A 22,802-nucleotide genomic window follows, 5' to 3' on the forward strand; every position below is an offset into this window, starting at 1 on the left:
CGGCGGCGTCCGGTGGTGCCGGGCGCGCCCGGTCGGGGGCGCCCGTCGTGCGGCCGGGCACCGGGCGCGGCGTGGTGGTGCGCGCCCGGTGCCCGGCCCGTGCCGGGCGTACGGTCAGGAGGCGGCTGCGCCGACCCCGGTGGTGATCTCGCCGTCCTCGGGGCGGCGGGCTGCGGCCGGGCGGGCGCGGACGGCGAGCACCGTGCACCCGTCGGAGCTGGACATCTGGTGCCGGGTGCCCGGGTCCTCGACGACGAGGTCGCCGCGGTGGAAGCTGCGGCCGTCGCTGTGGTCGAGCACGCCGTCGAGCACCAGCATCAGCTCGTGGCCGAGGTGTTCGTGGAAGTCGCCGTGCGCGCCGGGCGGGAAGCGCAGCAGCAGCGCGGCGGAGTCCTCCCCCTCGGCGGCGTCGGGGCCCCACAGCACGACGAACTCGACGCCGACACGGCCGGGTTCGGTCCAGGGGACCCACGGCAGGTCGGTCATGTCGAAGCCGTTGCGCAGCACGTCGCGCATGACGGTAACGTCAGGCATGGGAGACCTCCGCGGCCCGGACCACGCCCCAGGGGAGCGGGCCGGCGACGATGGGTGCCGCCACCAGGGAGCCGAACTCCCGCCAGGCGCCGTCGTAGTTGGCGACGCCGTCGCGGCCGAGCAGCTCGTGCAGCACGAACCAGCTGTGCGCGGAGCGCCAGCCGATGCGGCAGTACACGACGGTGGGCGCGGCCTCGTCGAGCTGCGAGTAGAGCGCCTCCAGCTCCTCCCGGTCACGGAAGGTGCCGTCCGGGCGGACGGTGGCGCTCCACGGGATGTGCTGCGCCGACTCCGCGTGACCGGGGCGCACGCCCTGGTCGTCCGGTACGCCGGGCGGCGCTGTGCGCTCGCCGAGGTACTCCTCCAGCGAGCGGCAGTCGACGAGGTTGATCGCCCCGATGCCGTCGATGACGGTGTCGCGGCGGGCGCGCAGCGCCTCGTCGGCGGGCCGCACGGGGTACTCGACGGGGGTGCGGGTGGGTGCCTCGACGGTCAGGTCGCCGCCGAGCGCCTCCCACCGGGCCCGGCCGCCGTCGAGCAGGCGCAGCTCACGGTGGCCGTGCAGGCGGAACTGCCAGAAGCCTGCGGCGGCCCACCAGTTGCTGTTTCCGCTGTAGAGGACGACGGTGTCGTCCGGGCCGATGCCGTGGCGGCCGAGCAGTGCGGCGAACGCCTCCGGGCCGACGAGGTCACGGCGGACGCGGTCCTGGAGGTCGGTGGTCCAGTCGAGGCTCACCGCGCCGGGTATGCGGCCGGCGGGGTTGGCGCCGCCGTCGGTGATCTCGACGATGACGACGCCCTCGTCGGAGCCGTGGGCCCTGACCCAGTCGCAGTCGACCAGGGTGCTGTGCCGGTCCATCGGTTCTCCTTTCCTGTCGGTGTCTCAGCTGTCTCGGGTGGGTCCGGCGGGGCCGGTCGGTGCGGGTGGGCCGTCGCCGCACGGCGGGCCGGGTCGGCCCGCCGCGGGTGCGGTCACCACCAGTAGGTGGGGTACTTGCCGATCGCGCCGATCCGGGAGGCCGCGAGGCCGACGAGGATCAGCAGGACGCTGCCTGCCGCGAGCAGCAGCAGGAAGCGGACGGGCGCCGGGTGCTGCACGACGACCAGCACCGCGGTGGCGGCGGCGGGCGCGTGCACGGCCCGGAGCAGGCCCATCAGTCCGACGGAGAGGCCTGCGGCGACGGCCGCCGTCCACAGCGAGTGGCCCGCGACGGCTGCCGCCGCGTAGCCGATCAGGGCCGAGCCGAGCTGGCCGAGCAGCACCCCGCGGGGCTGGGCGGGCGGCAGGGCCGGGCTGGCGCAGATGATCATCGCGGTGGCGGCCAGCGGCGCGATCAGCAGCAGCGAGCCGGTGGCCTTGCCGAGCCCGGCCAGCACCAGCAGCGACACGATGGTGGTCAGCGTGCCGGCCACGGTGGCGCGGGTGCCGGCGAAGGCCGGGGCGCGGCCGCCGCCGGTCCGGGCGGCCGGGGCGGGTGCGGCGGCCGGCCGGTTGGTGGTCTGGTTCGTCATGGTCGGTCAGCTCCCGTGGTGGCGGAGTCAGGTGTTCGAGCCGTGGAGGAGGTCCTGGGCCTTCCGGTGGACGACTCGGCCGATCTTGTGGCCCATCTCCAGCCCGGGGCCGTTGTCGAAGCTCCAGTGCATGCCGCCGTAGAGGCGGGAGATGCCGGCCTGCTCGGCGGCGGCGGTGAAGGTCGGCCAGGTCAGGGTGACGTCCACGGCGGGGGTGAGGCCGGGCTCGATGGTGGAGGTGCCGGCCTTGAAGAGGTACGAGTCGCCGAAGGAGTCGGTGCCGGTGAAGCGGCGCAGGAACTCGGCGGCCGCGCCGGAGAAGGTGGAGTGGCCGGAGACGGTCGCCGGGAACGGCGGCACCGGCACGTACGCGCGCCAGTGGATGCCGTCCATGGTGACGGTGCCCTGGCCGGGCCCGCCCCAGGAGCGGATCTGCTGGCCGCGCCGGTCGTAGGGGATCAGGGTGGACGGCCGGGCGAAGTCGAACTGCCGCTTGATCGCCCAGGAGCCGATCGCGGCGTCGCACTCGGCCATGTTGAGGCCGAAGAAGAGCGGCGCGTCCTCGTCGACGCCGTAGCAGTCGCGGGCGGAGACGAAGCGGCCCCACAGCTGCTGGGCGCCGGGCGGGGTGACGTCCGCGTTGAGCCAGAACTCCGCGATGGCCTTGCGCTCGTCGGTGAGGTTCCCGCTGATCTCCAGCAGTTCCTCGATGGCGTCCGAGAGCCGGGTCGACGGGTAGGCGGGCGGCGCGGGCACGGAGAACTGGTCGGGCCGGGTCAGCGCGAACGGCGTCATCACGGAGAACTGCGGGGTGAGGAACTTCTGGGTCTTGCCGTTGACGACCATCGGCAGCCAGTGCTCGGGCGCGGTGACCAGCGCCGGGTCGAACGCGGAGACCGCCTGCGGCTGGTTGCGGGCGACGTAGCCGGTGGTGTCGCCGTAGGCGGGCGTGCCGACCTGGTTGGCGCCGTCCTGGTGGCGGAAGTCGAGCACGGCCTGCGCGGTGCGGCGGCCGATGCCGGCGGGGGTGTCGGGGCCGGCGACCGCGTCGGGCTCGTAGCCGAGGCTGCGGAGGAAGGAGTCGGCGGCGGGGGCCTGGTTCGGGAAGAGGTCGCGCATCGCGGTGTGCGCCGCGTAGCTGATCGCCTCGTTCTTGTTGGCCAGGGTGCGCTCGCGGCGCGGCCGGCGCAGCGCGCCGCCGAAGCGGGTGCCGACCGCGCGGGCGTCGTAGCAGGCCCAGGCGTCGAAGACGGCGTTGTGGACGACCGCCAGGGCGCGGGCGTTGACGGTGGCCGGGCCGAAGACGGTGCCGGCGATCTTGTACTCCGCGAGGATCGCGTCCATCACGGCCTGGTTCCAGCGGACCACGATGCTGACCTGGTGGGTGCCGGGCGCGCGGCGGCCGGTGCGGGTCTCCGCGGCCCAGGCGCCGGTGGTGGGCAGCAGCCCGGTCGCGGGCAGGGCGAGTGCGCCCGCGGCGCCGAGGCCGGCGGCGATGACCCGGCGGCGGGTGGTGCGGGGGTGGGATATGGGCTGAGTCATCGGTGCGTCGTCCTTCTCGCGTACGGGCCGGAAGCGGGGAAGCGGCTTTTTGCGGAAGGTATGTGACGGCTCGTGGCATGCACGTTGCAGCAGCATTGCACCGTGTTGCGTGAGGGTGACCGTGTCCCGTCAAACATTTGTTCGGGCCGGAATCGACGCTGCTCATGCGATCGGCCCGCGCCACCCGGCCGATCGGCTTCTTCTATGGCTCCCATGCAATGCGGCGATGGCGCTCGCAGCCGTGGACATCCGGTCGTTAGCGTGGAAAGCAGGTGAAGGACACGGGGGCAAGCCATGATCCAAGCACTGCCAGGAGGCGTCGGCATGCGAGCCGTCGCCACCGCGGGCCCGGCGCGCCGGAGCGCCGCCGACCGCACGCCACAACGACCACGCGCCCTGCGCGCCGCCGACGGCACCGACGGACACCGTCCGTGCCCCGCCGACCGCGCCGGCACCGGAGTACGGCTCGACCTGCTCGGCGGCTTCGCCCTGCAGATCGACGGCGAGGAGGCGCAACCGGGCATCGGCGCCCGCCGCCTGCTGGCCCTGCTGGCCGTCGAACCCGGCGGCCTCACCCGCACCAGGGCCGCCGCCGTGCTCTGGCCCGGCCTCGACCAGGGCCGCGCCGGTGCCGCCCTGCGCACCGCCCTGCACCGCCTGCCGGGCAGCCGCACCGACCTGCTCCACGAGGGCCGGGAACGCCTCCGGCTCGCCCCGGAGGTCACCACCGACCTCACCCCGCTGCGCGACACGGCGGCCCGGGTGCTCAACCTCGCGCTCCCCCTGGACGCCGAGGAGCTCGGCCGGGCCGCGGGCTGCGACTTCGGCCACGACCTGCTGCCCGACTGGGAGGAGGACTGGCTCGACCACCACCGCCTCCGCTGGCGCGAACAGCGCCTGCACACCCTGGAGGCACTCTCCTTCCGGCTGGTCCAGGCCGGCTGGGTGGGGGCCGCCGTCGACGCGGCACTCGTCGCGATCCAGGCCGACAACCTGCGCGAGAGCGCCCACGAGACGCTCGTCGCCGCCTACCTGGCGGCGGGCAACCGGATCGCCGCCCAGGCCTACCGGACGTCCTACCGGGAACTGCTCCGCCGGGAGCTCGCCGGCCGTGACGGCGGCGGCCGCGACACCGCAGGCCGTACCGGCGGCCCTTACGGGGACCGGCCGGAGACCGTCCGCAGCCTGCGCAGCCTGCACCGGCCGGCGGGGATCCGCCAGGACGGCACCTGACCGTCCCGCGGACCGATCCGCGCCCGACCCGCACCACCGCCCGTACGTCACCGTGCCCGCCGTCACCCGCCGCACCCCGTGTGCCGCCCCGTGCGGCCCGGCGCTGCCCTGTGACGCCCCGCTCCGCCGCCCGCGTGCTCCGCCGTCCTGGTGCGGGCCCGGCGGCCGCAGCCCGCCCCGCACCACCGTCAGCCGTGTTCTGGAGGGACGCCGCCGTGACCGTGATCCCCGATTTCCGCCCGCTGCCCGCCGTCGTGCCCGCACCGGAGTCCCGTACCGACCGCCTGCTCCCCGGCCTGCACCGGTGGGGCCTCACCCTGCTCAGGGCCGGCCTCGGCCTGCTCTACGTCTGGTTCGGCATCCTGAAGGTGATGGAGCGCAGTCCCGCCGCCGTGCTGGTGACGGGCACCGTGCCCGGCCACCCCGGCAGCTGGATCGTGCCCGCGCTGGGCTGGTTCGAGGTCGCGCTCGGCCTCTGGCTGCTGACCGGCCGCGTGCTGGTGCTCGCGCTGCCCGTGCTCGGCGCGCACCTGTGCGGCACCTTCGGCGTGCTCGTGCTGATGCCCGGCACCGCCTTCGCCGGCGGCAACCCGCTGATGCTCACCCTGGTGGGCGAGTTCGTGGTGAAGAACCTGGTGCTGCTCGCCGCCGTGCTGGTGGTGACGACCGGCTCCGCCCGGCGCCCGGTGGAGGCGGTGGCCGCCGCGGGCTGAGCCCGGCCGAGGGGCGGGCCGGCGCAAACCGGTTGCAGCCGGGCCCGGCGCCGCCTACGGTCACCGGGCCGTCCACCGCCTCAGCCTGGAGCCCCCGTGCCGATCCGCCTCACCGCCCTGACCGATCCCGCCGCCGCCCCCGGTGCCCGCCGCGAGGTGTGGCTGGCCGAGGAGGACGGCGTGCCGGTCGGCTCGGCGTACCTGCGGACGTCCGACCGGGACGACCGCCGGCACCTGGCCGAGCTGGAGCTGACCGTCCACCCGGCCGAGCGGCGCCGCGGCACCGGCGGCCTCCTGCTCGACGCGGCGGCGGCCGCGGCCCGGGCGGCGGACCGGAGCGTCCTGCTCGCCGGGACGGACGAGGGCGGGCCCGGCGAGGCGTTCCTCGCCGCGCGGGGGCTGCGCCGCGTGCTGGTGCTGGCGGCCGCCCGGCTCCCGCTGGCGGAGGCCGACGAGGCCGCCCTGACCGCTCTCGCGGAGCGGCCGCACCCCGGCTACCGGCTGGTCTCGTGGGACGGCACGGTACCGGACGACCTGCTCGACCGGTACGTCGCGGCTCGCCCGGCGATGGACGACATGCCGGTGGGGGACACCGGCTTCGGCGCCGTCCGGTGGGACGCGGACCGGCTGCGGTCCGCCGCGGCCGCCGTCGCGGCGCGCGGCGACCACCTCACCACCACGGCGGTCCTGGCGGACGGCCCGGCCGGGGAGGGCGGCGGGATGGTCGCCTTCACCGAGCTGGTCGTGCCCGGGGACGGCACCGGGGACGCCCAGCACTACGGCACCGGCGTGCTGCCCGGACACCGGGGCCGCGGCCTGGCCGGGTGGATGAAGGCGGAGCAGATCCGGGCCGTGCGGCGCCGCCACCCCGCACTGGCCGGTCTGCTGACCGACACCGCGGAGCACAACGTGCCGATGCGGCGCGTCAACGAGGCCCTGGGCTACCGTCCGACGCACCGCACCTGCCACTACCGGCTGGACCTCTAGTGTCCTGACTCAGGACACTAGAGGTCAGACGTTGACGCCGTAGTCGAGGGCGATACCGCGCAGCCCGGAGGCGTAGCCCTGGCCGATGGCGCGGAACTTCCAGTCGGCGCCGTGCCGGTAGAGCTCGCCGAAGACCATCGCGGTCTCGTTGGACGCGTCCTCGGTGAGGTCGTAGCGGGCGACCTCGCGGCCGGTGGCCTGGTCGACGACGCGGATGAAGGCGTTGCGGACCTGGCCGAAGTTCTGCTGGCGGTTGTCGGCGTCGTAGATCGACACCGGGAAGACGACGTTGGTGATCGTCGGCGGCACGGTGGCGAGGTCGACCTTGATCTGCTCGTCGTCCCCGTCGCCGCCGCCGGTGAGGTTGTCACCGCTGTGCTCGACCGAACCGTCAGGGCTGGTGAGGTTGTTGTAGAAGACGAAGTGCTCGTCGGAGACCACCCGGCCGCCGGCGTCGCACAGCAGGGCGCTGGCGTCGAGGTCGAAGTCGGCTCCGGTGGTGGCGCGGACGTCCCAGCCGAGACCGACGATGACCGCGGTCAGGCCCGGGGCCTCCTTGCTCAGCGAGACGTTGCCGCCCTTGGCCAGCGAGACTCCCATGGCTTTCCCTCCCGGAGGCGCGCGCCGGGCCCGTGCGCCCGGCCGACTTCGATCACTGCGAGCCATGAATCTACAGCACTGTAGAGCTGGTGGTGCTGCCCGGAACGGACCCTGACGACGCATCGGTCCGACCTCCCGCCGGAGGACCGCTCAGTAGGATGACCCGCGCACCGCCCGCCCGGCGGACGGGCCGCCGGGAGGGCGCCGCCCCCGCCCGCACGGACAGGAAGGCGCCGCCATGGCCCACGAACGACCCGCCCCCGGCGGGGGCTTCCGGGCCCGCCGCCGCGGCCAGGGCGAGCTGGAGGCCCAGGTGCTGGCCGTCCTGCGGCAGGCCCCCGGGCCGGCCACCGCCGGCTGGGTGCAGGAGCACCTCGACGGCGTCCTCGCCTACACCACCGTGGTCACCATCCTCTCCCGGCTGCACGCCAAGAACGCGGTCTCCCGGACGCGTTCCGGCCGCTCCTACCTCTGGCTCGCCGCCGCGGACGCCGCCGGGCTGGCCGCCCTGCGCATGCGCCGCCTGCTGGACGGCGAACGCGACCGGGACGCGGTGCTGGCGAGCTTCGTCACCGCCCTCCTCCCACACGACGAACTGCTGCTTCGCGCGCTGCTCGACGCCGTCCCGGCCGCGCCGACCGTCCCAGCCGCGCAGACCGGGCCCCCGGCCGCCGGGCACGCCGAGACCGGCCGTCCGGAGACCGGTCGTCCGACAGCCGGGGCCGCCGCGCCGGACGGCCGTGAGGGCTGAGGCCGGGCGATGGGCGTCTTCGTCTTCCTCCCGCTCGTCCTGCCGCTGACCGTGCTGCCGATCGCCCGGCTCGCCGAGCAGCACCTGCACCCGCGCGCCGCGACCCGGCTGCTCACCGGCTTCAGCCTCGCCATGGCAGGCTGCAGCGCCCTCTGCCTCGGCCTGCTCGGCGTGCTCGGCACCGCCCGGATCCCGGGCAACCCGCTGCCGGACGGCTGGTCCGGCCCCGAGGTGCGCGACCTCGTGCCCTTCCCCGTGGAGACGGACGCCTGCGCCGCCGTGATGCTCGCGGCGGTGGCCGCCGCGGTCGTCCGCACGCTGGTGCGCCACGTGCGGGTGCGCACCCGGGCCCACCGGGCGGTCGGCGGGCTGCCGTCCGGCGACGGCGTCGCGGTGCTGCCCGACGAACTGCCGTACGCGTACGCGCTGCCCGGCGGGCCGGGCCGCGTCGTCGTCTCCTCCGGCATGCTGGCGCACCTGACCGGTGACGAGCGGGCCGCGCTGCTGGCCCACGAGCGGGCGCACCTGGCGCACCGGCACCACCGCTACCTGCTGGCGACCCGGCTGGCGGGCTGCGTCAACCCGTTCCTGCGGCCGCTGCACCGGGCGGTGGCGTACGGCGCGGAGCGGTGGGCCGACGAGGAGGCCGCCGGTGCGGTGGGCGACCGCCGGGTGGCGGCGCGGGCGGTCGCCAGGGCGGCGCTGGTGAGCCGCGGCGCCGCGGGGCCGGACCTGCCGGCGTTCGCCGGCCCGGCGCCCGGCCCGGTGCCGCGGCGGGTGGCGGCGCTGCTCGGCCCGGTGCCGCCGGGGCGGTCCTGGCCGCCCGCGCACAGTCCGGCCGGCCGGGCGGCGATGCTCGCGGCTGCGGGCACGGCGGCCTCGGCACTGTCCGCGCTGAACGCGGCGACGGCGTTGCTGCTGGTCCTGAAGGCCGTCACGCCCTGGTAGGCCGCCGGCCGGGTGCCCCTCGGCCCGGGTGGCCGCGGAGGGGCGAAGTACGATCGAGCGCCTCACCCCCCGTGACTCCCAAGGAGTGCATCCGATGGTGTTCAAGCGGCTTCTCGGCGCTCTCGGCGTCGGCGGACCCACCGTGGACACGGTGCTGTCCACGCCGACCGTCCGCCCCGGCGGCTCGGTCTTCGGCCAGGTCAACCTGGTCGGCGGCGAGCGCGAGGCCGAGATCAACGGCATCACGCTCAGCCTGATCGCCCGTGTCGAGGTCGAGTACGAGGACCACGAGGGCCACACCGACCGCACCTTCGCGTCCGCGGTGGTCAGCGGGCCGCTGCGGCTGGCGGCGGGCGAGCACCGCGCGGTGCCGTTCTCGTTCCCGGTGCCGTTCGAGACCCCGGCGACCGCGATCGGCGGGCAGCACCTCTCCGGCATGGTGCTCGGCGTGCGGACCGAGGTCGACATCGCGGGCCAGCTCGACAAGGGCGACGTCGACCCGCTCGCGGTGGAGGCGCTGCCGGTGCAGCAGCGGGTCCTCGACGGGCTGCTGGCCCTCGGTTTCCGCTTCTCCCGGGCCGACCTGGAGGCCGGGCACATCCGCGGCACCCGGCAGACGCTGCCCTTCTACCAGGAGATCGAGTTCAAGGCGGCGCCGCAGTACGCGCACCGCTGCAACGAGATCGAGGTGACCTTCATCGCCGACGCGTACGGCGTCGAGGTGGTGCTGGAGTTCGACAAGCGCGGCTTCCTGAGCAGCGGCGACGCGGTGCGCACCTACCGCCTGGAGCACGCGGCGGCGCAGCAGGACCTGACCGCCGTGGTCGACGGCTGGATCCGCGCCGCGCTGTAGGCGGCGGGCGGCGGCCCACGCGTGACGGAACGGCGGACGGCCGGGGCGCAGTGCGCGCCCCGGCCGTCCGCCGTTCCCGTCGCCCCGGAGGGTCACTCGACGACGAGCTCCACCGGGATGTTGCCGCGGGTGGCCCTGGAGTAGGGGCACACCTCGTGCGCCTGCTTGACCAGCAGCTGACCGGTCTCGCCGGAGAGCGCCTCGGGCACCTCGACGCGCAGCACGACGGAGAGGCCGAAGCCCGCGCCGTCCTTGCCGATGCCGACCTCGGCGGTCACCGAGACCTCGCCGGTGTCGACCCCGGCCTGCCGGCCGACCAGGCCCAGGGCGCTGGCGAAGCACGCCGCGTAGCCGGCCGCGAAGAGCTGCTCGGGGTTGGTGCCCTGCCCGTTGCCGCCGAGCGCGGGGGGCATGGCCAGCGGCAGGTCGATCTGCCCGTCGGAGCTGACGGCCCGGCCCTCGCGGCCGTTGGCGGTGGCGACAGCGGTGTACAGCGCGTCCATGGTGAACCCGTCCCTTGCTCGGAGCCGCTCGGCGGCCGGAAGCCCGGGCCGCCCTTCCCCATAAGTAGAGCACGCAATTCAATTGCGCACAACTCACATGCCCGCGGCGCGGCTATCCTGGAGCCATGACCACACCGCCCCCGGTGCCGGACGAGCAGCTGCTCCGCCTCGACCACCAGATCTGCTTCTCGCTGCACGCCGCATCCCGCGCCTTCAACGGCGTCTACCGGGTCGTCCTGAAGGACCTCGACCTGACCTACCCGCAGTACCTGGTGATGCTCGTGCTCTGGGAGCACGGCGACCTGCCCGTCAAGCAGCTCGGCGAGCGGCTGCGCCTCGACTCCGGCACTCTCTCCCCGCTGGTCAAGCGACTGGAGGCGGCCGGCCGGGTGCGCCGCGAGCGCAGCACCGAGGACGAGCGCTCCGTCACCGTCCGGCTCACCGCCGACGGCGCCGCCCTGCGCGAGCGCGCCGCCGACGTGCCGCGGCGCATCCTCGCCGCCTCCGGGGTGTCGGTGGAGGAGCTCACCGGCCTGCAGCAGCTGCTCGGCCGCGTCACGACGGCACTCGACGCCGCCGCCTCCGCGGGCTGACCGCCGGACGCCCCCGAACGAGTCGGATAATCTGACGGGTCCACAGGAGTCGACCGTCCGGGGGGACCGGTGACCAGTACACCGACCGGTGACCGGCCCGCGGCACCCTGCGGGATCACCAGCACCCTGCTCGCCGCCGGCACCTGCGACACCGGCATCACCGCCCGCGTCGGCGGCCGCGCCGAGGTGACCGTCCAGGAGGTCACCCTCGCCCCCGGCGCCTCCACGGACTGGCACTACCACCCGGGCCCCCTGATCGTCGTGGTGCGCTCCGGCACCCTCACCCGCACCCTCCACGACCGCACCCGGCTCACCCAGGCCGCGGGCAGCGCCTTCGTCGAGCCCGCCGGCCCGCACCGCGTGCACCTCGGCAGCAACCTCGGCACCGACCCCGTCGTCCTGCTGATCACGTACGTCCTGCCGGTCGGCAGCCCGCTCGCCCGACCCGTCCCCTGCCCGTTCCCGGGGCCGGGCTGGCGTTGACGTCCGCGGCAAGGTCTACCGTCGGAGACATGCGGATCGGCGAACTGGCCCGGCGGGCGGGCACCACCACACGGGCGCTGCGGTACTACGAATCGCGCGGGCTGCTGCCCGCCCGGCGCAACGGCAACGGCTACCGGGAGTACGACGAGGAGGACCTCCGGCTGCTCCGGCAGATCCGGACCCTCCAGGACTTCGGCTTCGAACTGGAGGAGACCAGGCCGTTCGTCGAGTGCCTGCAGGCCGGGCACCCGGCCGGCGACACCTGCCCCGCCTCGCTCGACGTCTACCGCGCCAAGCTCGCCGAGCTCGACGACGTCATCGCCCGCCTCGCCACCGTCCGCGACGAGGTCGCCGCCCAGCTCGCCCGCGCCGAACTCGAAGCCGGCGCCGACCTTCCCGGCGGCCCCGAACCACGCTGCGAGCTCGCCCCGCACCCCGCCACCCCGCACCCCGCCACCCGCCACCACGCCTGAGGAGACAGCATGGCCGTCGCACAGATCGAAGGAGTCGCCGAGGTCACCGACGCGACCTTCGCCGCCGAGGTGCTCGCCGCCGACGGGCCCGTCCTGGTCGAGTTCACCGCCGACTGGTGCCCGCCCTGCCGCATGCTCGCCCCGGTGCTCGCCGCCGTCGCCCGTGAGGAGGCCGACCGGATCCGCATCGTCCAGGTCGACGTCGACACCAACCCGGAGACCCAGGCCCGCTACGGCGTGCTCTCCATGCCGACCCTCGTGGTCTTCCGCGACGGCGAGCCGGTGAAGACCATGGTCGGCGCCCGCGCCAAGGCCCGGCTCCTCCGCGAGCTCGCCGACGTCCTCCCCGCCGTCCCCGGAGCCTGACCTTCCGTCACCGATCCGACCCCACGAGGTGTTCCGCTGCCGCCGCAGGGCGGGTACGCTCACCCACGGTGTGCCGGGAAGTCTGGTCGGCGAGTTGTCCGACCCTGCCCCGGAGGCCCCCCGTGGACCGTACCCGCCCCGCTGCCGCACCCGCTCCGCTCGACGACTCCGTGTGGTCCGCCACCGGCCGCCAGCAGGGAGTGCGGCGGTGAGCACCCAGGCCGTCCTGTTCCTCGCGTACTCCGCCGTCATGCTGCCGCTCCCCGCCGCGCTGCTCGCCGGCTGGACACCGCCGCGGTGGCGCGACCGCCCGGGCGCCCGCCGGCCGCTCGCCGTCGCCGTGCTGCTGATCTGGGCCTCGGGAGCCGTCAACGCCGGCGCCCGGCTGCTCGGGGCGCCCCCCGCGGCGCTCCCGGCCGTCACCGTGGCCGGGCTGCTCCTGACGACGGCCGGGCTCGCCCTGCTCTTCCGGACCGTACGCCGGCACTGACCGCACCACCGGCCCCGGCGCGGCGCAGCGGCCCGGCCGCCCCCCGACGCGAGGATGGACGCCATGACCCGGATGACCGAGCCCGAGTGGCGCTCCTTCCTCAGCCACGGCACCCGCACCGCCAAACTCGCCACCACCCGCGCCGACGGCCGGCCGCACGTCGCGCCGGTCTGGTTCCTGGTGGACGGCGGCGACCTCGTGCTCAACACGGGCAAGGACACCGTCAAGGGCCGCACCCTCGCCCGCGACCCCCGCGTCATGCTCTGCGTGGACGACGAGCGCCCGCCGTTCTCCTTCGTGCTGGTGCAGGGCACCGCCACGCTCTCCGAGGACCCGGCCGAACTCCGGCACTGGGCCACGCGCATCGCCGCCCGCTACATGGGCGAGCACCGCGCCGAGGAGTTCGGCGCCCGCAACGGCGTCCCCGGCGAACTCCTCGTCCGCATCCGCATCGACCAGGTCAACGCGCAGGGCGGCATCTCGGACTGACCGGCCCGGGCCCGGGGGGAAGAACCACGGCGCTGCCCGTTGTTGCACGCGTACGCGGGACACCGTCCCGGCCACGCCCGCCGCGACCTCCGGAGCCCCCATGGCCGACCAGGCCCAGCGCCGCCTCCTCTTCCTGCTCGGCTCGACCCGACCCGACGGCAACGCCGAACTCCTCGCCCGCCGCGCCGCCGAACACCTCCCCGAGGGCTCCGAGCAGCGCTGGCTCGGCCTCGACGGCCTCCCGCCCTTCACCGACCACCGCCACGACGGCAGCGCCTACCCCGAGCCGACCGGCCAGGCCCGCACCCTGCTCGACGCCACCCTCGACGCCACCGACCTCGTCATCGTCTCCCCGCTGTACTGGTACAGCGTCAGCGCCCCGGTGAAGCTCTACCTCGACCACTGGTCCGGCTGGATGCGCCTGCCCGGCACCGACTTCAAGCCCCGCATGGCCGGCCGCACCCTCTACGGCGTCAGCGCCTACGCCGGCACCGACCCCTCCGACGCGGACCCCCTCGTCGGCACCCTGCGCCGCTCCGCCGACTACCTCGGGATGCGCTGGGGCGGCGTGCTCCTGGGCAGCGGCAACCGGCCCGGCGACGTGCTCGCCGACGAGGACGCCCTGCTCCGCGCGAAGTCCTTCCTGGCGACCTGACCCGCCCGCGGCGTCCGCAGGAGCAGCCCGCCCGAGGCCAGGCCCAGCACCGCACCCGCGGTCTGCGCCACCACGAACCCCGGCACCGACCCCGGTGCGATCCCCGCGTACGTGTCGCTCAGCGACCGCGCCGCGGTCAGCGCCGGGTTCGCGAAACCCCCCGAGGACGTCGCCCAGCAGGCCGCCCCCACCCAGCCCGCCGCCACCAGCGGCACCGACCCGGCCCGGCCGTCCCGCACCGGGGCGGACACCAGCAGCACCAGCACCCCGGTCGCCACCGCCTCCGACAGCCACAGCGCACCACCCGTCCGCCGTTGCGCCGCGGCCTCCAGCAGCGGGCGGCCGTACATCGCGTTCGCCAGGGCCGCACCCGCCACCGCCCCGGTGAGCTGCGCGGCGGCGTAGGCGGGCAGCTCCCGGCCGGGCAGGCCACCGCCGCCCCGGCGGCGGCCGGTCCACCACGCCGCCAGGCTCACCAGCGGGTTCAGGTGGCCGCCGGACACCGGGCCCAGCACGGTCAGCAGCACGGCCAGGGCGAGCACCGAGGGCAGCACGTTCGCCACGAGCCCGACCCCGGCGTCGCCGCTCAGCGCGGCCGCCCGCACACCGGAGCCGATCAGCACGGCGGCCAGCACCGCGGTGCCGAACGCCTCCGCCGCCAGCCGGCCCACCAGGGGTCTCGTCGTCATGCCGCCATCGTGTCCGGCCCGCCGTGCGGCGACAATTGTCCGGTGCGCCCAACCCCGGCCCGCCCGCGGCACCGCCGGTCGGAGACTCGTACGGGCCCGCGCTTGACCCTCACGCACCGTGAGGCCCGAGGCTGGAGGCCACGAGGAGGGAACGACCCGATGGGCGGACACACCGTGGGCCAGGTGGCCGGGCTGGCCGGCGTCACCGTGCGCACCCTGCACCACTACGACGCGATCGGCCTGCTCTCTCCCGGCGGCCGCACCCCCGCCGGCTACCGCCGGTACGAGGACGCGGACCTCGACCGGCTGCAGCAGATCCTGTTCTACCGCGCACTCGGCTTCCCCCTCGAAGAGATCGCGACGATCCTGGACGACCGCACCCTCTCGCCGAACGAGCACCTGCGCCGCCAGCGCCGGCTTGTCGGGGAGCGGATCGGCCACCTCCAGGAGCTCGCCGCGGCCGTCGAACGAGCCATGGAGGCACAGAAGATGGGAATCCGGCTGACACCCGAGGAGAAGTTCGAGGTGTTCGGGAGCGACTACCGGGAGAGCTGGGAGGACGAGGCCGGGGAACGCTGGGGCGGCACCGACCCCTGGAAGGAGTCGCAGCGCCGCACCGGCGGCTACACGAAGGCCGACTGGCAGCGCGTCAGGGCCGCCGCGGACGCCCTCGACTCCCGCCTCGCCGAGGCGTTCACGGCCGGCGTGCCGGCCGGCTCGGAGCAGGCCGCGGCCCTCGCCGAGGAGCACCGCGGACACATCACCCGGCACTTCTACACGTGCCACCACGCCATCCACCGCGGGCTCGCCGAGATGTACGTCGCCGACCCGCGCTTCACCGCCGCCTACGACCGGCTCGCCCCCGGCCTGGCCCGATGGCTCCACGACGCCATCCTCGCCAACGCCGAGCGCCACGGCGCGTAGCGGTCACCGGGTGGGGGCGGGGCGGTGCGTCAGGCCACGCCCCGGCAGAAGGCGCGGCGGTACGCCGTGGGGGAGGTCCGCATGGTGCGGCCGAAGTGGTGGCGGAAGGTCGCGGCGCTCTCGAAGCCGACGGCCGCGGCGACCTCCTCGACCGTGCCGGTGCCCGCCTCCAGCAGGGGCAGGCTGGCCGCGATGCGCTGGGTGGTGACCCAGCGCATCGGGCTGGTGCCGTTGCGGGCGGTGAAGTGCCGCAGGTAGGACCGGTCGGACATGCGCGCCGCGCGGGCCAGCAGCGGCACGGTGAGCGGCCGGGCGAGGCGGTCGAGCGCCCACTGCATGGAGCGGGCGACGCCGTCGTCCTCGTCGGCGACGGGCTTCACCGCGGCCTCGATGAACTGCGCCTGACCGCCGTCCCGGTGGGGTGGCACGACGAAGCGGCGGGCCACGGTGTTGGCGACCCTGGCGCCGTGGTCGCGCCGCACCAGGTGCAGGCAGAGGTCGATGCCGGCGGCGCTTCCGGCGCTGGTCAGCACGGAACCGTTGTCGACGTACAGCACGTCGGGGTTGACCCGGACGTCCGGGTGGCGGCGCTGCAGCAGTTCGGCGTAGCGCCAGTGGGTGGTGGCCTCCAGGCCGTCGAGCAGGCCGGCCGCGGCGAGGGCGAACGCGCCGGAGCAGATGGAGACGACGCGGGCGCCGCGCCGGTGCGCGGTCCGCAGGGCGGAGACCAGGCCCGGGGAGACCTCACCACTGAAGGCGTTGGGTACGCCGACGACCATCACCGTGTCGGCGGCGGCGAGTTCGTCCAGGCCGTGGCGGGCGGTCAGGCCGAAACCGCCGACGGCGTTCAGCGGTGTCCCCGGCTCGTCGGCGCACACCACGACCGTGTACCAGGGGGCGGTCAGCAGACTGCCCAGCTCGGGCCGCGCCAGGCCGAACACCTCGACCACCACGCCGAGTTCGAACGGCGACATGCCGTCGAAGGCGTACACGGCGACGGTGTGCACGGGCTCGGGACGGCGGCCGACGGTGACGGGCACCGGGCCGCTCGACGGCTGCGCGGGCATGCTGCTTCCCCTCGTCCGGACTGGCGGGATCTCGGCGAGTGTAGTCGTCCACGCCACTGTCCGCGGGCGAGGGCCGGGCGCGAGGATCGGAGTCGTCGCCGTGTACTGCTGGGGCCCGGCCTGCAACGGCTCCACCAGGGGCGCGATGAAGCTCGCCGCCCTGGGCCGCGAGGTCAAGGAGATGATCGGCGGCCTGGAGTACTGGGTGCGGGAGGGCCGGCCCACCGAGGGGCGCCGCCCGATCGACCCGGAGACCGCCACCCCTGCCGATCTCGGCCTGGTCCGCTGAGGTCCGGCCGGGCCCCGGGGCGGCCGGATTGTCAGTGCCCGGCCGTAGTCTGAGGGTGTGTCCAGGGGTCGGCGCCGGCCCACGGCGGGGTTGTGAAAAAGCAGTGGGAGGCGACTGCACCCGTCCGGGAGGATACAGGCACGCCACGACGAGGGTTCGGGGGAACGACGCCGGTCCGGCAGGGCCGACCGGCGGGCCTCGTCGCACGCCCATCACCACACCCGCAGTGATCTCTTGGGGGGTCTTGCCATGCGTGCGTCCGTTTTCACCACCTATGCGAAGAACACCACCACGCCGACCCGCATGTCCGGCTGGGGCCGGCGCGGCGCCCGCCGCTGACACACCGCACGGCGCCCGGAGCCCGGGCGCCGCATCCCGATCCGCGCCGTCGTGCTCCTGTTCCGCCGGCCGGACCCCGGTCGGGGCTTAGCCGTCCACCCCCGCCGCCTGCGCCGGACGGCCGGGCCCCGACCGGGGCCCGGCCGTCCGGCGCAGGCGTGCGGTGCCGTGCGGGTCAGCCCGCGAGGCCCGCCATCCACGACTCGACGTCCTCGGCGCGGCGGGGGAGGCCGGCCGACAGGTTCTCGTTGCCGTCGGCGGTGACGAGGATGTCGTCCTCGATGCGCACGCCGATGCCGCGGTACTCCTCGGGCACGGTCAGGTCGTCCTGCTGGAAGTACAGGCCGGGCTCGACCGTCAGCACCATGCCGGGCTCCAGCACCGCGTCCACGTACTGCTCGCGGCGGGCGTGCGCGCAGTCGTGCACGTCGAGGCCGAGCATGTGGCCGGTGCCGTGGAGGGTCCAGCGGCGCTGCAGGCCGAGCTCCAGGACCTTCTCGACGTCGTACACCGACGCGTCGAGCAGGCCCCAGGCGAGCAGGCGCTCGGCGAGGACGCGCTGCGCGGCGTCGTGGAAGTCGCGGAAGCGTCCGCCCGGCTTCACCGCGGCGATGCCGGCCTCCTGCGCGTCGTACACCGCCTCGTAGATCTTCTTCTGGAGGGCGTCGAACCGGCCGTTGATCGGCAGGGTGCGGGTGACGTCCGCGGTGTAGAGGGTGTCCGTCTCGACGCCGGCGTCGAGCAGGAGCAGCTCGCCGGGGCGGACGTCGCCGTCGTTGCGCACCCAGTGCAGCGTGGTGGCGTGCGGGCCGGCGGCGCAGATGGAGCCGTAGCCGACGTCGTTGCCCTCGACGCGGGCGCGGCGCCAGAAGGTGCCCTCGATCCAGCGCTCCGAGGTGGCGACGGCCTGGCCGAGCTCGCGGACGACGTCGGTGAAGCCGAGGACGGTCGCGTCGCAGGCGGCGCGCAGCTCGCCGATCTCCCACGCGTCCTTGACCAGGCGCAGGCCGGAGAGGAAGACCTTCAGCTCGTCGTCGTGCTCCTCGTCGAGGACGCCCGTGAGGGCCTCCTCCAGGGCGGCGTCGTAGCCGCGGACGATCCGGGTGGGCACGGCGTTCGCGGCGGCGAGCTCCTCGGCGGCCTTGCGGACGTCGCGGGCGGGCAGGCCGAGCAGGGCCTGCGCCTCCTCCAGGCTGTGGCGGCGGCCGACCCACAGCTCGCCGTGGCCGTCGAGCCAGAACTCGCCGTTCTCGCGGTTCGAGCGGGGCCGCAGGTAGAGGGAGAAGTCGTGGCCGGTGCCGTTCGGCTCGGCGACGAGCACGGCGTCCTCGGTCTGGTCGCCGGTGAGGTGCACGTACTCGCTCGCGGCACGGAAGGGGTAGTCCGTGTCGTTGGCGCGGGCCCGCAGGTTGCCGGCCGGGACCACCAGCCGCTCGCCCGGGAAACGGGCGGAGAGCTTCGCCCGGCGCTCGGCGGCGTGGCCGGCCTGGGCGATCGGGGTGAGGCCGCGGAGCCCGGTGTCGGCCCAGCCGGACTTCATCGAGGTGCCGAGCTCGTCGGAGATCTCGCCGTACAGGCCGTTCTTGCGGCCCTTGATCGGCTCGTCCTCCTCGTCGGCGGCCAGGCCCTCGGGGTTGTCGGACACAGCCGGAGTGCGGTCCTCGGTCACGTACGTCGCCTCCTTGCGCGTAATGCCGCCCCGGACATCTCGGATCGCGAGGTGCGTGGGCGGCCGTGCCCCCATGGTACGAGGGCGGCCCGAACGGGCCGTACGGGTGTCGGACATCCGTTCGGCGGCGGCCCGCGGGCCGGGCCGCGGGCCGCCGGGCCGCCGGGTCAGCCGAAGCGGAGGGCCAGCAGCACGAGGTCGTCGGTGCCGGTGGTGGCACCGCCGGTGGCCTCCAGCAGGTGGGCGCAGAGCCGGTCGGGGTCGAGCCGGGCGTCGCGCGGGGCGTCGGCGGCTGCGCGGCGCAGCACGGACTGCCCGGCGTGCAGGGTGGGGCCGCAGCGGCGGGCCATGCCCTCGGTGTAGAGGACGAGGAGGTCGCCGGGCTCGGCGGTGAGCTCCACGCCGGGCGCCTCCCAGCAGCTGAGCACGCCGAGCGGGGCCGAGAGGGAGGTCTCGACGAAGGAGGCGCCGTCCCGGTTCACGAGGATGGGCGGGCAGTGTCCGGCGCCGGCCAGGGTGATGCGGCGCTCGGCGGGCTCCACCCAGCCGTAGACGGCGGTGGCGGTGCGGGCGGGTTCGGTGGTCTTGAGGAGCAGTTCGAGGTCGCCGAGGACGGAGACCGGGTCCTCGCCCTCCAGCACGGCGTAGGCGCGCAGCGCCGCCCGGATGCGTCCCATGGCGGCGGCCGCGCCGGGGGCGGAGGCCGGGCCGGCGCCGGGGCCGTCGCCGAAGACGCTGCCCACGGTGACGGCCAGGGTGCCGTCGGGGAGTTCGACGGCGTCGTACCAGTCGCTGCCGGTGGCGTTCTCCAGGCCGGCGGCCACGCAGCGGGCGGCCAGCCGGACGCCGTCCAGCACGGGGAGGCGGTCGGGCAGCAGGCCGCGGCGAAGGGCGTCGGTGGCGCGCCGGGTGCGGTCGGCAGCGAGCTGGCCGGCCAGGACGGGGGCGGCGAACTCGCAGTATCGGCGCACCAGTTGCTGGCGCCGCTCGCTGGGTTCGGCGGGCTCGTCGTAGAACCACGCGGCGGCGCCGAGCGGGCCGTCGTCGCCGGTGCCGAGCGGCAGTGCGAAGCAGGCGCCGAGGCCGAGATGGGCGGCCACCTCGCGGAACCGCGGTGCGACGGCGGGGTCAGCCGCGAGGTCGGCGACGAGGAGGCGGCCGCCGGTGCCGGCCCGGCCGAGCAGTCCGGCGAAGGGCCCGTGCTCGACGGGCACGGTCTCCAGGCAGCCGATGCCGCAGCGGTCGAGCCCGAGGCCGACGGGCCGTCCGGCGCCGCGGGCGGTGGTGGTGATCAGGCCGCGGCGGGCGCCGAGCAGGGCGGCCCCGGACTCCAGCACGGCGGCGAGGGCGGCGTCCAGGCCACGGGCCCGGGCGAGGAGTTCGATGTGCTCGTGCAGGCTCGTGAAATCGGACAGCCATCCGGCCAAACGGTCCTGCAGCCCCGCGGCGTCGTCCTCGCCGGGAAACTCCGTGCCGAGCAGCTCGGAGAGGGGTGCGGCCGGGGCCAGCACGCCGCCCGCGGGCGCCGGGGGGCACACCGCCGCGGCGGTCCCGCCCGCCGTCTGGGCCGTCCCGCGCGCCGCCGGGCCGGACGGCGCCCCGCCGGACACCGCCAGTCCGCTCGGCTGGGCGTCGGTCATGTCGCAACTCCCCACATACTGGTACGTGTCACGCAGGAACCCCGAGAGCCGGACCAAACGATTGCTATCTCACTAGTCGGCAGCAATCCACCACTTGTACACAGGCCGATCGGGGCATGTCCAGAAGCGTGACGAGGTCGGTGCCTCCCGCTTCCGCGGCCCGTCGCGGCAGCCGGCGGGCATGCCGGAGCAGGCCCGGGGCGGTCCTGCGCGGCCGCTTCGGCTGACGACCGGTCAACCGGTGGTCCGGATCGTATGCTTCCGCCTCCCGGCGGCCCTCCGGGCCGGGTCCGACTCACTCGTACGGTGGAACCAACGGCCCGTGGGGCGCGTCCATCCGGCCGTATGGGGGATTCTCGTTCCAGGGGCGTCGTTCCGATGACCCTCCCTCATCTCACGCCGGTCGCGGCCCCGCCGTCCGGCCGTCCCGAGCCCCACGGTCGCGGAGAGGAACGAGCGCCCATGCGTCGGATGCAGTTGCGGTGGCCGGGCGGCCGCCGCCGGGAGCAGGGCGCGCTGCTCGTGGCCGCGCTGGAGGCGGCGGAGCGGGGATGGCCGGTCGTGCCCGGCGCCCGTGCGGCCCGGGGGGTGTTCGGGCCGTGCTCCTGCGAGGACCCGCGCTGCTCGCAGCCCGGGGCCCATCCGCACGACCCCCCGCTGGCGGCGGCCACCACCGACGGGCGGATGGTCCAGTGGTGGTGGGAGAGCCGGTCGCCCGGGGCGCCGCTGCTCGTCGCCACGGGCCGTACGGTCTGCGCGGTGAGCCTGCCGGCCGCGGCGGGCGTGCGGGTGCTCGCGTACTTCGCGGAGCTGGGGGTGCCGGTCGGCCCGGTGCTGGCGACGCCCTCCCGGTGCGCGCTGCTCGTGGCGCCGTTCACGCTGGAGGAGCTCGGCGGGCTGCTGGCCGAGCGCCCCTGGGTGCCCGGTTCGCTGCGGTACCACGGGCCCGGCGGGTACGTGATGCTGCCGCCCTCGCAGGGCGGGGCCGGCGCGGTGCACTGGGTGTCACCCCCGGTGGAGGGCGGGCTGTGGCTCCCTCAGGTGGGCACGCTGCTGGAGGGGCTGATCGCGGCGAGCTCGGCCGAGCCGGACGGCAGTCGACTGCCGAACTGACGGGGTGCGGGCCCGGGCCGAGGACCGATCGTCCGGCCGGTGGGGCTCCGTGCGCCGATCGGCATGGCCGGTGGGGCCGGTGCGCGCGGCAACCGGTCGACGGGCGCGGCCGGGGAGCGCGTTCTGCACCGGACAATGGAAAATCCGGCCGCTGGCGACGGGGGATGCACCAGCGACCGGACTGTTTAAACAGTAACAAAGATCCGGCGGGGAGCCAATTTGTCCGTCCCCGGCCGACCTGGGATTCTCCGTCCTCCCGCCGCAAATGTGACGGGAGTCACATCTCCGTCAGTTCAGGGTGACCTGACGGTTCACCAGGTTCGCGCGGGACCGGCGCTCCTCGGCGCTCAGGGGAGCGCTTTCCTGCAGCGCACCCGCGAGCCGCTCCGCGAACTCCGCAGCGGGCTTCTCGCAGTCGTCCGCCGAGAACTCCACCGGGAGGTCCCACACCGGCACCGTCAGGCCGTGCGCCCGGAACGAGCCGACCAGCTTGGTGCCCTCGCCCAGCGAGGACAGGCCGGCGGCGGAGAGCCGCGCGAGCGCGTCCAGCAGCTTCTCCTCCGGCACCGTCATCACCCAGCGCAGGTGGTTCTTGTCCGGGGTGCCGCACCAGTACGCGGCGTCCACGCCGGCGACCTTCTCGGTCGGGATCGCCGAGGCGTTGGCCCGCTCCAGGGAGGCGGCCACCTCACCGGAGGCCGCCTCCGCGTCCTCCAGCCAGAACTCGAAGCCGGTGTGCACGGCCGGGTCGAACGCGGCCGCGGTGTCGAGCATGTCCTGCAGGCGGCGGCCGCCGGGCACGGTGCGGCGGGCCGGCACCGGAGTGCCCGGCTCGGTGGCGAGCGCCAGCTCCAGGGCGTCGCCCAGGTCGCGGCTCAGGTCGCCGGAGCTCGACTGCGTCTGCAGGCCCAGCAGCACCGAGCCGTCCGCGCGCCGCAGCGCCGGCCAGGCCAGCGGCAGGACGGTCGCCAGCGTCACCGAGGGCACCTCGCCGACGGCGCCGTCCGCCACCCCGGCCGCCAGCGTCAGCGGCACGGTCGCGGCGGGCACCAGCTCGCGCAGCGCGACCCAGTCGGCCTCGCCCGGCAGGCCCTCGAACGGACGGTGCACCAGCTCCTGCACGGCGTGCGCGGCCTCCCGGCCGTGACACGCCTTGTAACGGCGGCCCGAACCGCAGGGGCACTTCTCCCGCGCGCCGACGACCGGGATCTCGCCCGTGGCGGTGGAGGTGCTGGGCTCGGACGAGGACTTCGCGGCCTTCTTGGCCATGGTGGGGCTCCCGGGTACGGCGACAGTGCACCGGAAGCCTACTGAGATTCCGGGCCGCCGCCGTGCGTCCGGGCGCCC

General features: G+C 75.4%; 27 protein-coding genes. 16 read left to right on the forward strand and 11 right to left on the reverse strand.

Translation table 11 applies throughout. The annotated features are described in order from the left end of the window. Nucleotides 1-114: 114 nt before the first annotated feature. From OG335_RS19790 to OG335_RS19805, 4 genes are all read right to left on the reverse strand, one after another. Nucleotides 115-534, reverse strand: a complete 420-nt coding sequence (locus OG335_RS19790) for a cupin domain-containing protein (RefSeq protein ID WP_405012451.1) — start codon at nucleotides 532-534, stop codon at nucleotides 115-117. After that, entirely contained in the window at nucleotides 527-1,393 is an 867-nt protein-coding gene (locus OG335_RS19795; protein ID WP_405012452.1) for a sulfurtransferase, read from the reverse strand. The genes OG335_RS19790 and OG335_RS19795 overlap by 8 nt, the downstream gene beginning before the upstream one ends. A gap of 113 nt (nucleotides 1,394-1,506) precedes the next feature. Then, entirely contained in the window at nucleotides 1,507-2,046 is a 540-nt protein-coding gene (locus tag OG335_RS19800) for an HPP family protein (RefSeq protein ID WP_405012453.1), read from the reverse strand. A 27-nt stretch (nucleotides 2,047-2,073) separates the two neighbouring features. Further along, nucleotides 2,074-3,588, reverse strand: coding sequence for a vanadium-dependent haloperoxidase (locus OG335_RS19805; protein WP_405012454.1), 1,515 nt, complete (start codon nucleotides 3,586-3,588; stop codon nucleotides 2,074-2,076). 324 nt (nucleotides 3,589-3,912) lie between these two features. Between OG335_RS19805 and OG335_RS19810 the strand changes: the two genes are divergently transcribed. The 3 genes from OG335_RS19810 (at nucleotide 3,913) to OG335_RS19820 (ending at nucleotide 6,521) form a co-directional block, all read left to right on the forward strand. Further along, the gene (locus OG335_RS19810) at nucleotides 3,913-4,821 is read left to right on the forward strand and encodes a BTAD domain-containing putative transcriptional regulator (RefSeq protein WP_405012455.1); all 909 of its coding nucleotides are present in this window, start codon (nucleotides 3,913-3,915) and stop codon (nucleotides 4,819-4,821) included. A gap of 215 nt (nucleotides 4,822-5,036) precedes the next feature. After that, nucleotides 5,037-5,534 (forward strand): hypothetical protein, encoded by a 498-nt coding sequence (locus tag OG335_RS19815; RefSeq protein WP_405012456.1) that lies wholly within the window; start codon nucleotides 5,037-5,039, stop codon nucleotides 5,532-5,534. Between the two features lie 96 nt (nucleotides 5,535-5,630). Then, on the forward strand, nucleotides 5,631-6,521 hold the full coding sequence (locus OG335_RS19820; protein ID WP_405012457.1) for a GNAT family N-acetyltransferase: 891 nt from the start codon (nucleotides 5,631-5,633) through the stop codon (nucleotides 6,519-6,521). Nucleotides 6,522-6,545: 24 nt separating this feature from the next. Here OG335_RS19820 and OG335_RS19825 read toward each other — a convergent pair whose 3' ends face one another. Further along, nucleotides 6,546-7,121 (reverse strand): TerD family protein, encoded by a 576-nt coding sequence (locus tag OG335_RS19825; RefSeq protein WP_405012458.1) that lies wholly within the window; start codon nucleotides 7,119-7,121, stop codon nucleotides 6,546-6,548. Between the two features lie 238 nt (nucleotides 7,122-7,359). On the opposite strand from OG335_RS19825, the gene OG335_RS19830 reads away from it, so the two are divergent. From OG335_RS19830 to OG335_RS19840, 3 genes are all read left to right on the forward strand, one after another. Further along, complete coding sequence (locus tag OG335_RS19830) at nucleotides 7,360-7,872, forward strand: BlaI/MecI/CopY family transcriptional regulator (RefSeq protein WP_405012459.1); 513 nt, start codon at nucleotides 7,360-7,362, stop codon at nucleotides 7,870-7,872. 9 nt (nucleotides 7,873-7,881) lie between these two features. Beyond that, the gene (locus OG335_RS19835) at nucleotides 7,882-8,820 is read left to right on the forward strand and encodes a M56 family metallopeptidase (RefSeq protein WP_405012460.1); all 939 of its coding nucleotides are present in this window, start codon (nucleotides 7,882-7,884) and stop codon (nucleotides 8,818-8,820) included. 94 nt (nucleotides 8,821-8,914) lie between these two features. Further along, the gene (locus OG335_RS19840) at nucleotides 8,915-9,673 is read left to right on the forward strand and encodes a sporulation protein (protein ID WP_405012461.1); all 759 of its coding nucleotides are present in this window, start codon (nucleotides 8,915-8,917) and stop codon (nucleotides 9,671-9,673) included. A gap of 92 nt (nucleotides 9,674-9,765) precedes the next feature. Here the strand turns inward: OG335_RS19840 and OG335_RS19845 are convergent, their stop codons facing one another. Continuing rightward, the gene (locus OG335_RS19845; RefSeq protein ID WP_405012462.1) at nucleotides 9,766-10,176 is read right to left on the reverse strand and encodes an organic hydroperoxide resistance protein; all 411 of its coding nucleotides are present in this window, start codon (nucleotides 10,174-10,176) and stop codon (nucleotides 9,766-9,768) included. Between the two features lie 125 nt (nucleotides 10,177-10,301). Here OG335_RS19845 and OG335_RS19850 point away from each other — a divergent pair, with 125 nt between their 5' ends. From OG335_RS19850 to OG335_RS19880, 7 genes are all read left to right on the forward strand, one after another. Next, nucleotides 10,302-10,769, forward strand: coding sequence for a MarR family winged helix-turn-helix transcriptional regulator (locus OG335_RS19850; RefSeq protein WP_405012463.1), 468 nt, complete (start codon nucleotides 10,302-10,304; stop codon nucleotides 10,767-10,769). 69 nt (nucleotides 10,770-10,838) lie between these two features. Then, nucleotides 10,839-11,252 (forward strand): cupin domain-containing protein, encoded by a 414-nt coding sequence (locus OG335_RS19855; RefSeq protein WP_405012464.1) that lies wholly within the window; start codon nucleotides 10,839-10,841, stop codon nucleotides 11,250-11,252. Between the two features lie 29 nt (nucleotides 11,253-11,281). Then, entirely contained in the window at nucleotides 11,282-11,725 is a 444-nt protein-coding gene (locus OG335_RS19860) for a MerR family transcriptional regulator (RefSeq protein WP_405012465.1), read from the forward strand. Nucleotides 11,726-11,734: 9 nt separating this feature from the next. Next, nucleotides 11,735-12,091 (forward strand): thioredoxin, encoded by a 357-nt coding sequence (gene trxA, locus OG335_RS19865; RefSeq protein WP_405012466.1) that lies wholly within the window; start codon nucleotides 11,735-11,737, stop codon nucleotides 12,089-12,091. Between the two features lie 208 nt (nucleotides 12,092-12,299). Further along, entirely contained in the window at nucleotides 12,300-12,581 is a 282-nt protein-coding gene (locus tag OG335_RS19870; RefSeq protein WP_405012467.1) for a hypothetical protein, read from the forward strand. A 54-nt stretch (nucleotides 12,582-12,635) separates the two neighbouring features. Further along, nucleotides 12,636-13,070 carry a PPOX class F420-dependent oxidoreductase gene (locus tag OG335_RS19875; RefSeq protein ID WP_405012468.1) on the forward strand — a complete coding sequence of 145 codons (435 nt, stop codon included), beginning with the start codon at nucleotides 12,636-12,638 and terminating at the stop codon, nucleotides 13,068-13,070. Between the two features lie 100 nt (nucleotides 13,071-13,170). Then, complete coding sequence (locus tag OG335_RS19880; RefSeq protein WP_405012469.1) at nucleotides 13,171-13,725, forward strand: flavodoxin family protein; 555 nt, start codon at nucleotides 13,171-13,173, stop codon at nucleotides 13,723-13,725. On the opposite strand, the gene OG335_RS19885 is transcribed toward OG335_RS19880, so the two are convergent. Then, nucleotides 13,614-14,414: an aquaporin gene (locus OG335_RS19885; protein WP_405012470.1), complete on the reverse strand. Its 801-nt coding sequence runs from the start codon at nucleotides 14,412-14,414 to the stop codon at nucleotides 13,614-13,616. The two genes, OG335_RS19880 and OG335_RS19885, sit on opposite strands and share 112 nt — an antisense overlap. A 159-nt stretch (nucleotides 14,415-14,573) precedes the next feature. Between OG335_RS19885 and OG335_RS19890 the strand changes: the two genes are divergently transcribed. Continuing rightward, the gene (locus OG335_RS19890; protein ID WP_405012471.1) at nucleotides 14,574-15,338 is read left to right on the forward strand and encodes a MerR family transcriptional regulator; all 765 of its coding nucleotides are present in this window, start codon (nucleotides 14,574-14,576) and stop codon (nucleotides 15,336-15,338) included. A 29-nt stretch (nucleotides 15,339-15,367) separates the two neighbouring features. On the opposite strand, the gene OG335_RS19895 is transcribed toward OG335_RS19890, so the two are convergent. After that, nucleotides 15,368-16,345, reverse strand: a complete 978-nt coding sequence (locus OG335_RS19895; protein ID WP_405015457.1) for a helix-turn-helix domain-containing protein — start codon at nucleotides 16,343-16,345, stop codon at nucleotides 15,368-15,370. Nucleotides 16,346-16,505: 160 nt separating this feature from the next. On the opposite strand from OG335_RS19895, the gene OG335_RS19900 reads away from it, so the two are divergent. Next, complete coding sequence (locus tag OG335_RS19900; protein ID WP_405012472.1) at nucleotides 16,506-16,694, forward strand: hypothetical protein; 189 nt, start codon at nucleotides 16,506-16,508, stop codon at nucleotides 16,692-16,694. A 514-nt stretch (nucleotides 16,695-17,208) separates the two neighbouring features. Here the strand turns inward: OG335_RS19900 and OG335_RS19905 are convergent. Continuing rightward, nucleotides 17,209-18,702, reverse strand: coding sequence for an aminopeptidase P family protein (locus OG335_RS19905; protein WP_405012473.1), 1,494 nt, complete (start codon nucleotides 18,700-18,702; stop codon nucleotides 17,209-17,211). 167 nt (nucleotides 18,703-18,869) lie between these two features. Then, on the reverse strand, nucleotides 18,870-20,342 hold the full coding sequence (locus OG335_RS19910) for a PP2C family protein-serine/threonine phosphatase (protein ID WP_405012474.1): 1,473 nt from the start codon (nucleotides 20,340-20,342) through the stop codon (nucleotides 18,870-18,872). 462 nt (nucleotides 20,343-20,804) lie between these two features. Between OG335_RS19910 and OG335_RS19915 the strand changes: the two genes are divergently transcribed. After that, nucleotides 20,805-21,455: a bifunctional DNA primase/polymerase gene (locus OG335_RS19915; protein WP_405012475.1), complete on the forward strand. Its 651-nt coding sequence runs from the start codon at nucleotides 20,805-20,807 to the stop codon at nucleotides 21,453-21,455. Nucleotides 21,456-21,743: 288 nt separating this feature from the next. Here the strand turns inward: OG335_RS19915 and OG335_RS19920 are convergent, their stop codons facing one another. After that, nucleotides 21,744-22,724 carry a DUF5926 family protein gene (locus OG335_RS19920; protein WP_405012476.1) on the reverse strand — a complete coding sequence of 327 codons (981 nt, stop codon included), beginning with the start codon at nucleotides 22,722-22,724 and terminating at the stop codon, nucleotides 21,744-21,746. Nucleotides 22,725-22,802: the final 78 nt, after the last annotated feature.

Source organism: Kitasatospora sp. NBC_01539 (genome assembly GCF_045040525.1).
Taxonomy (GTDB): domain Bacteria; phylum Actinomycetota; class Actinomycetes; order Streptomycetales; family Streptomycetaceae; genus Kitasatospora.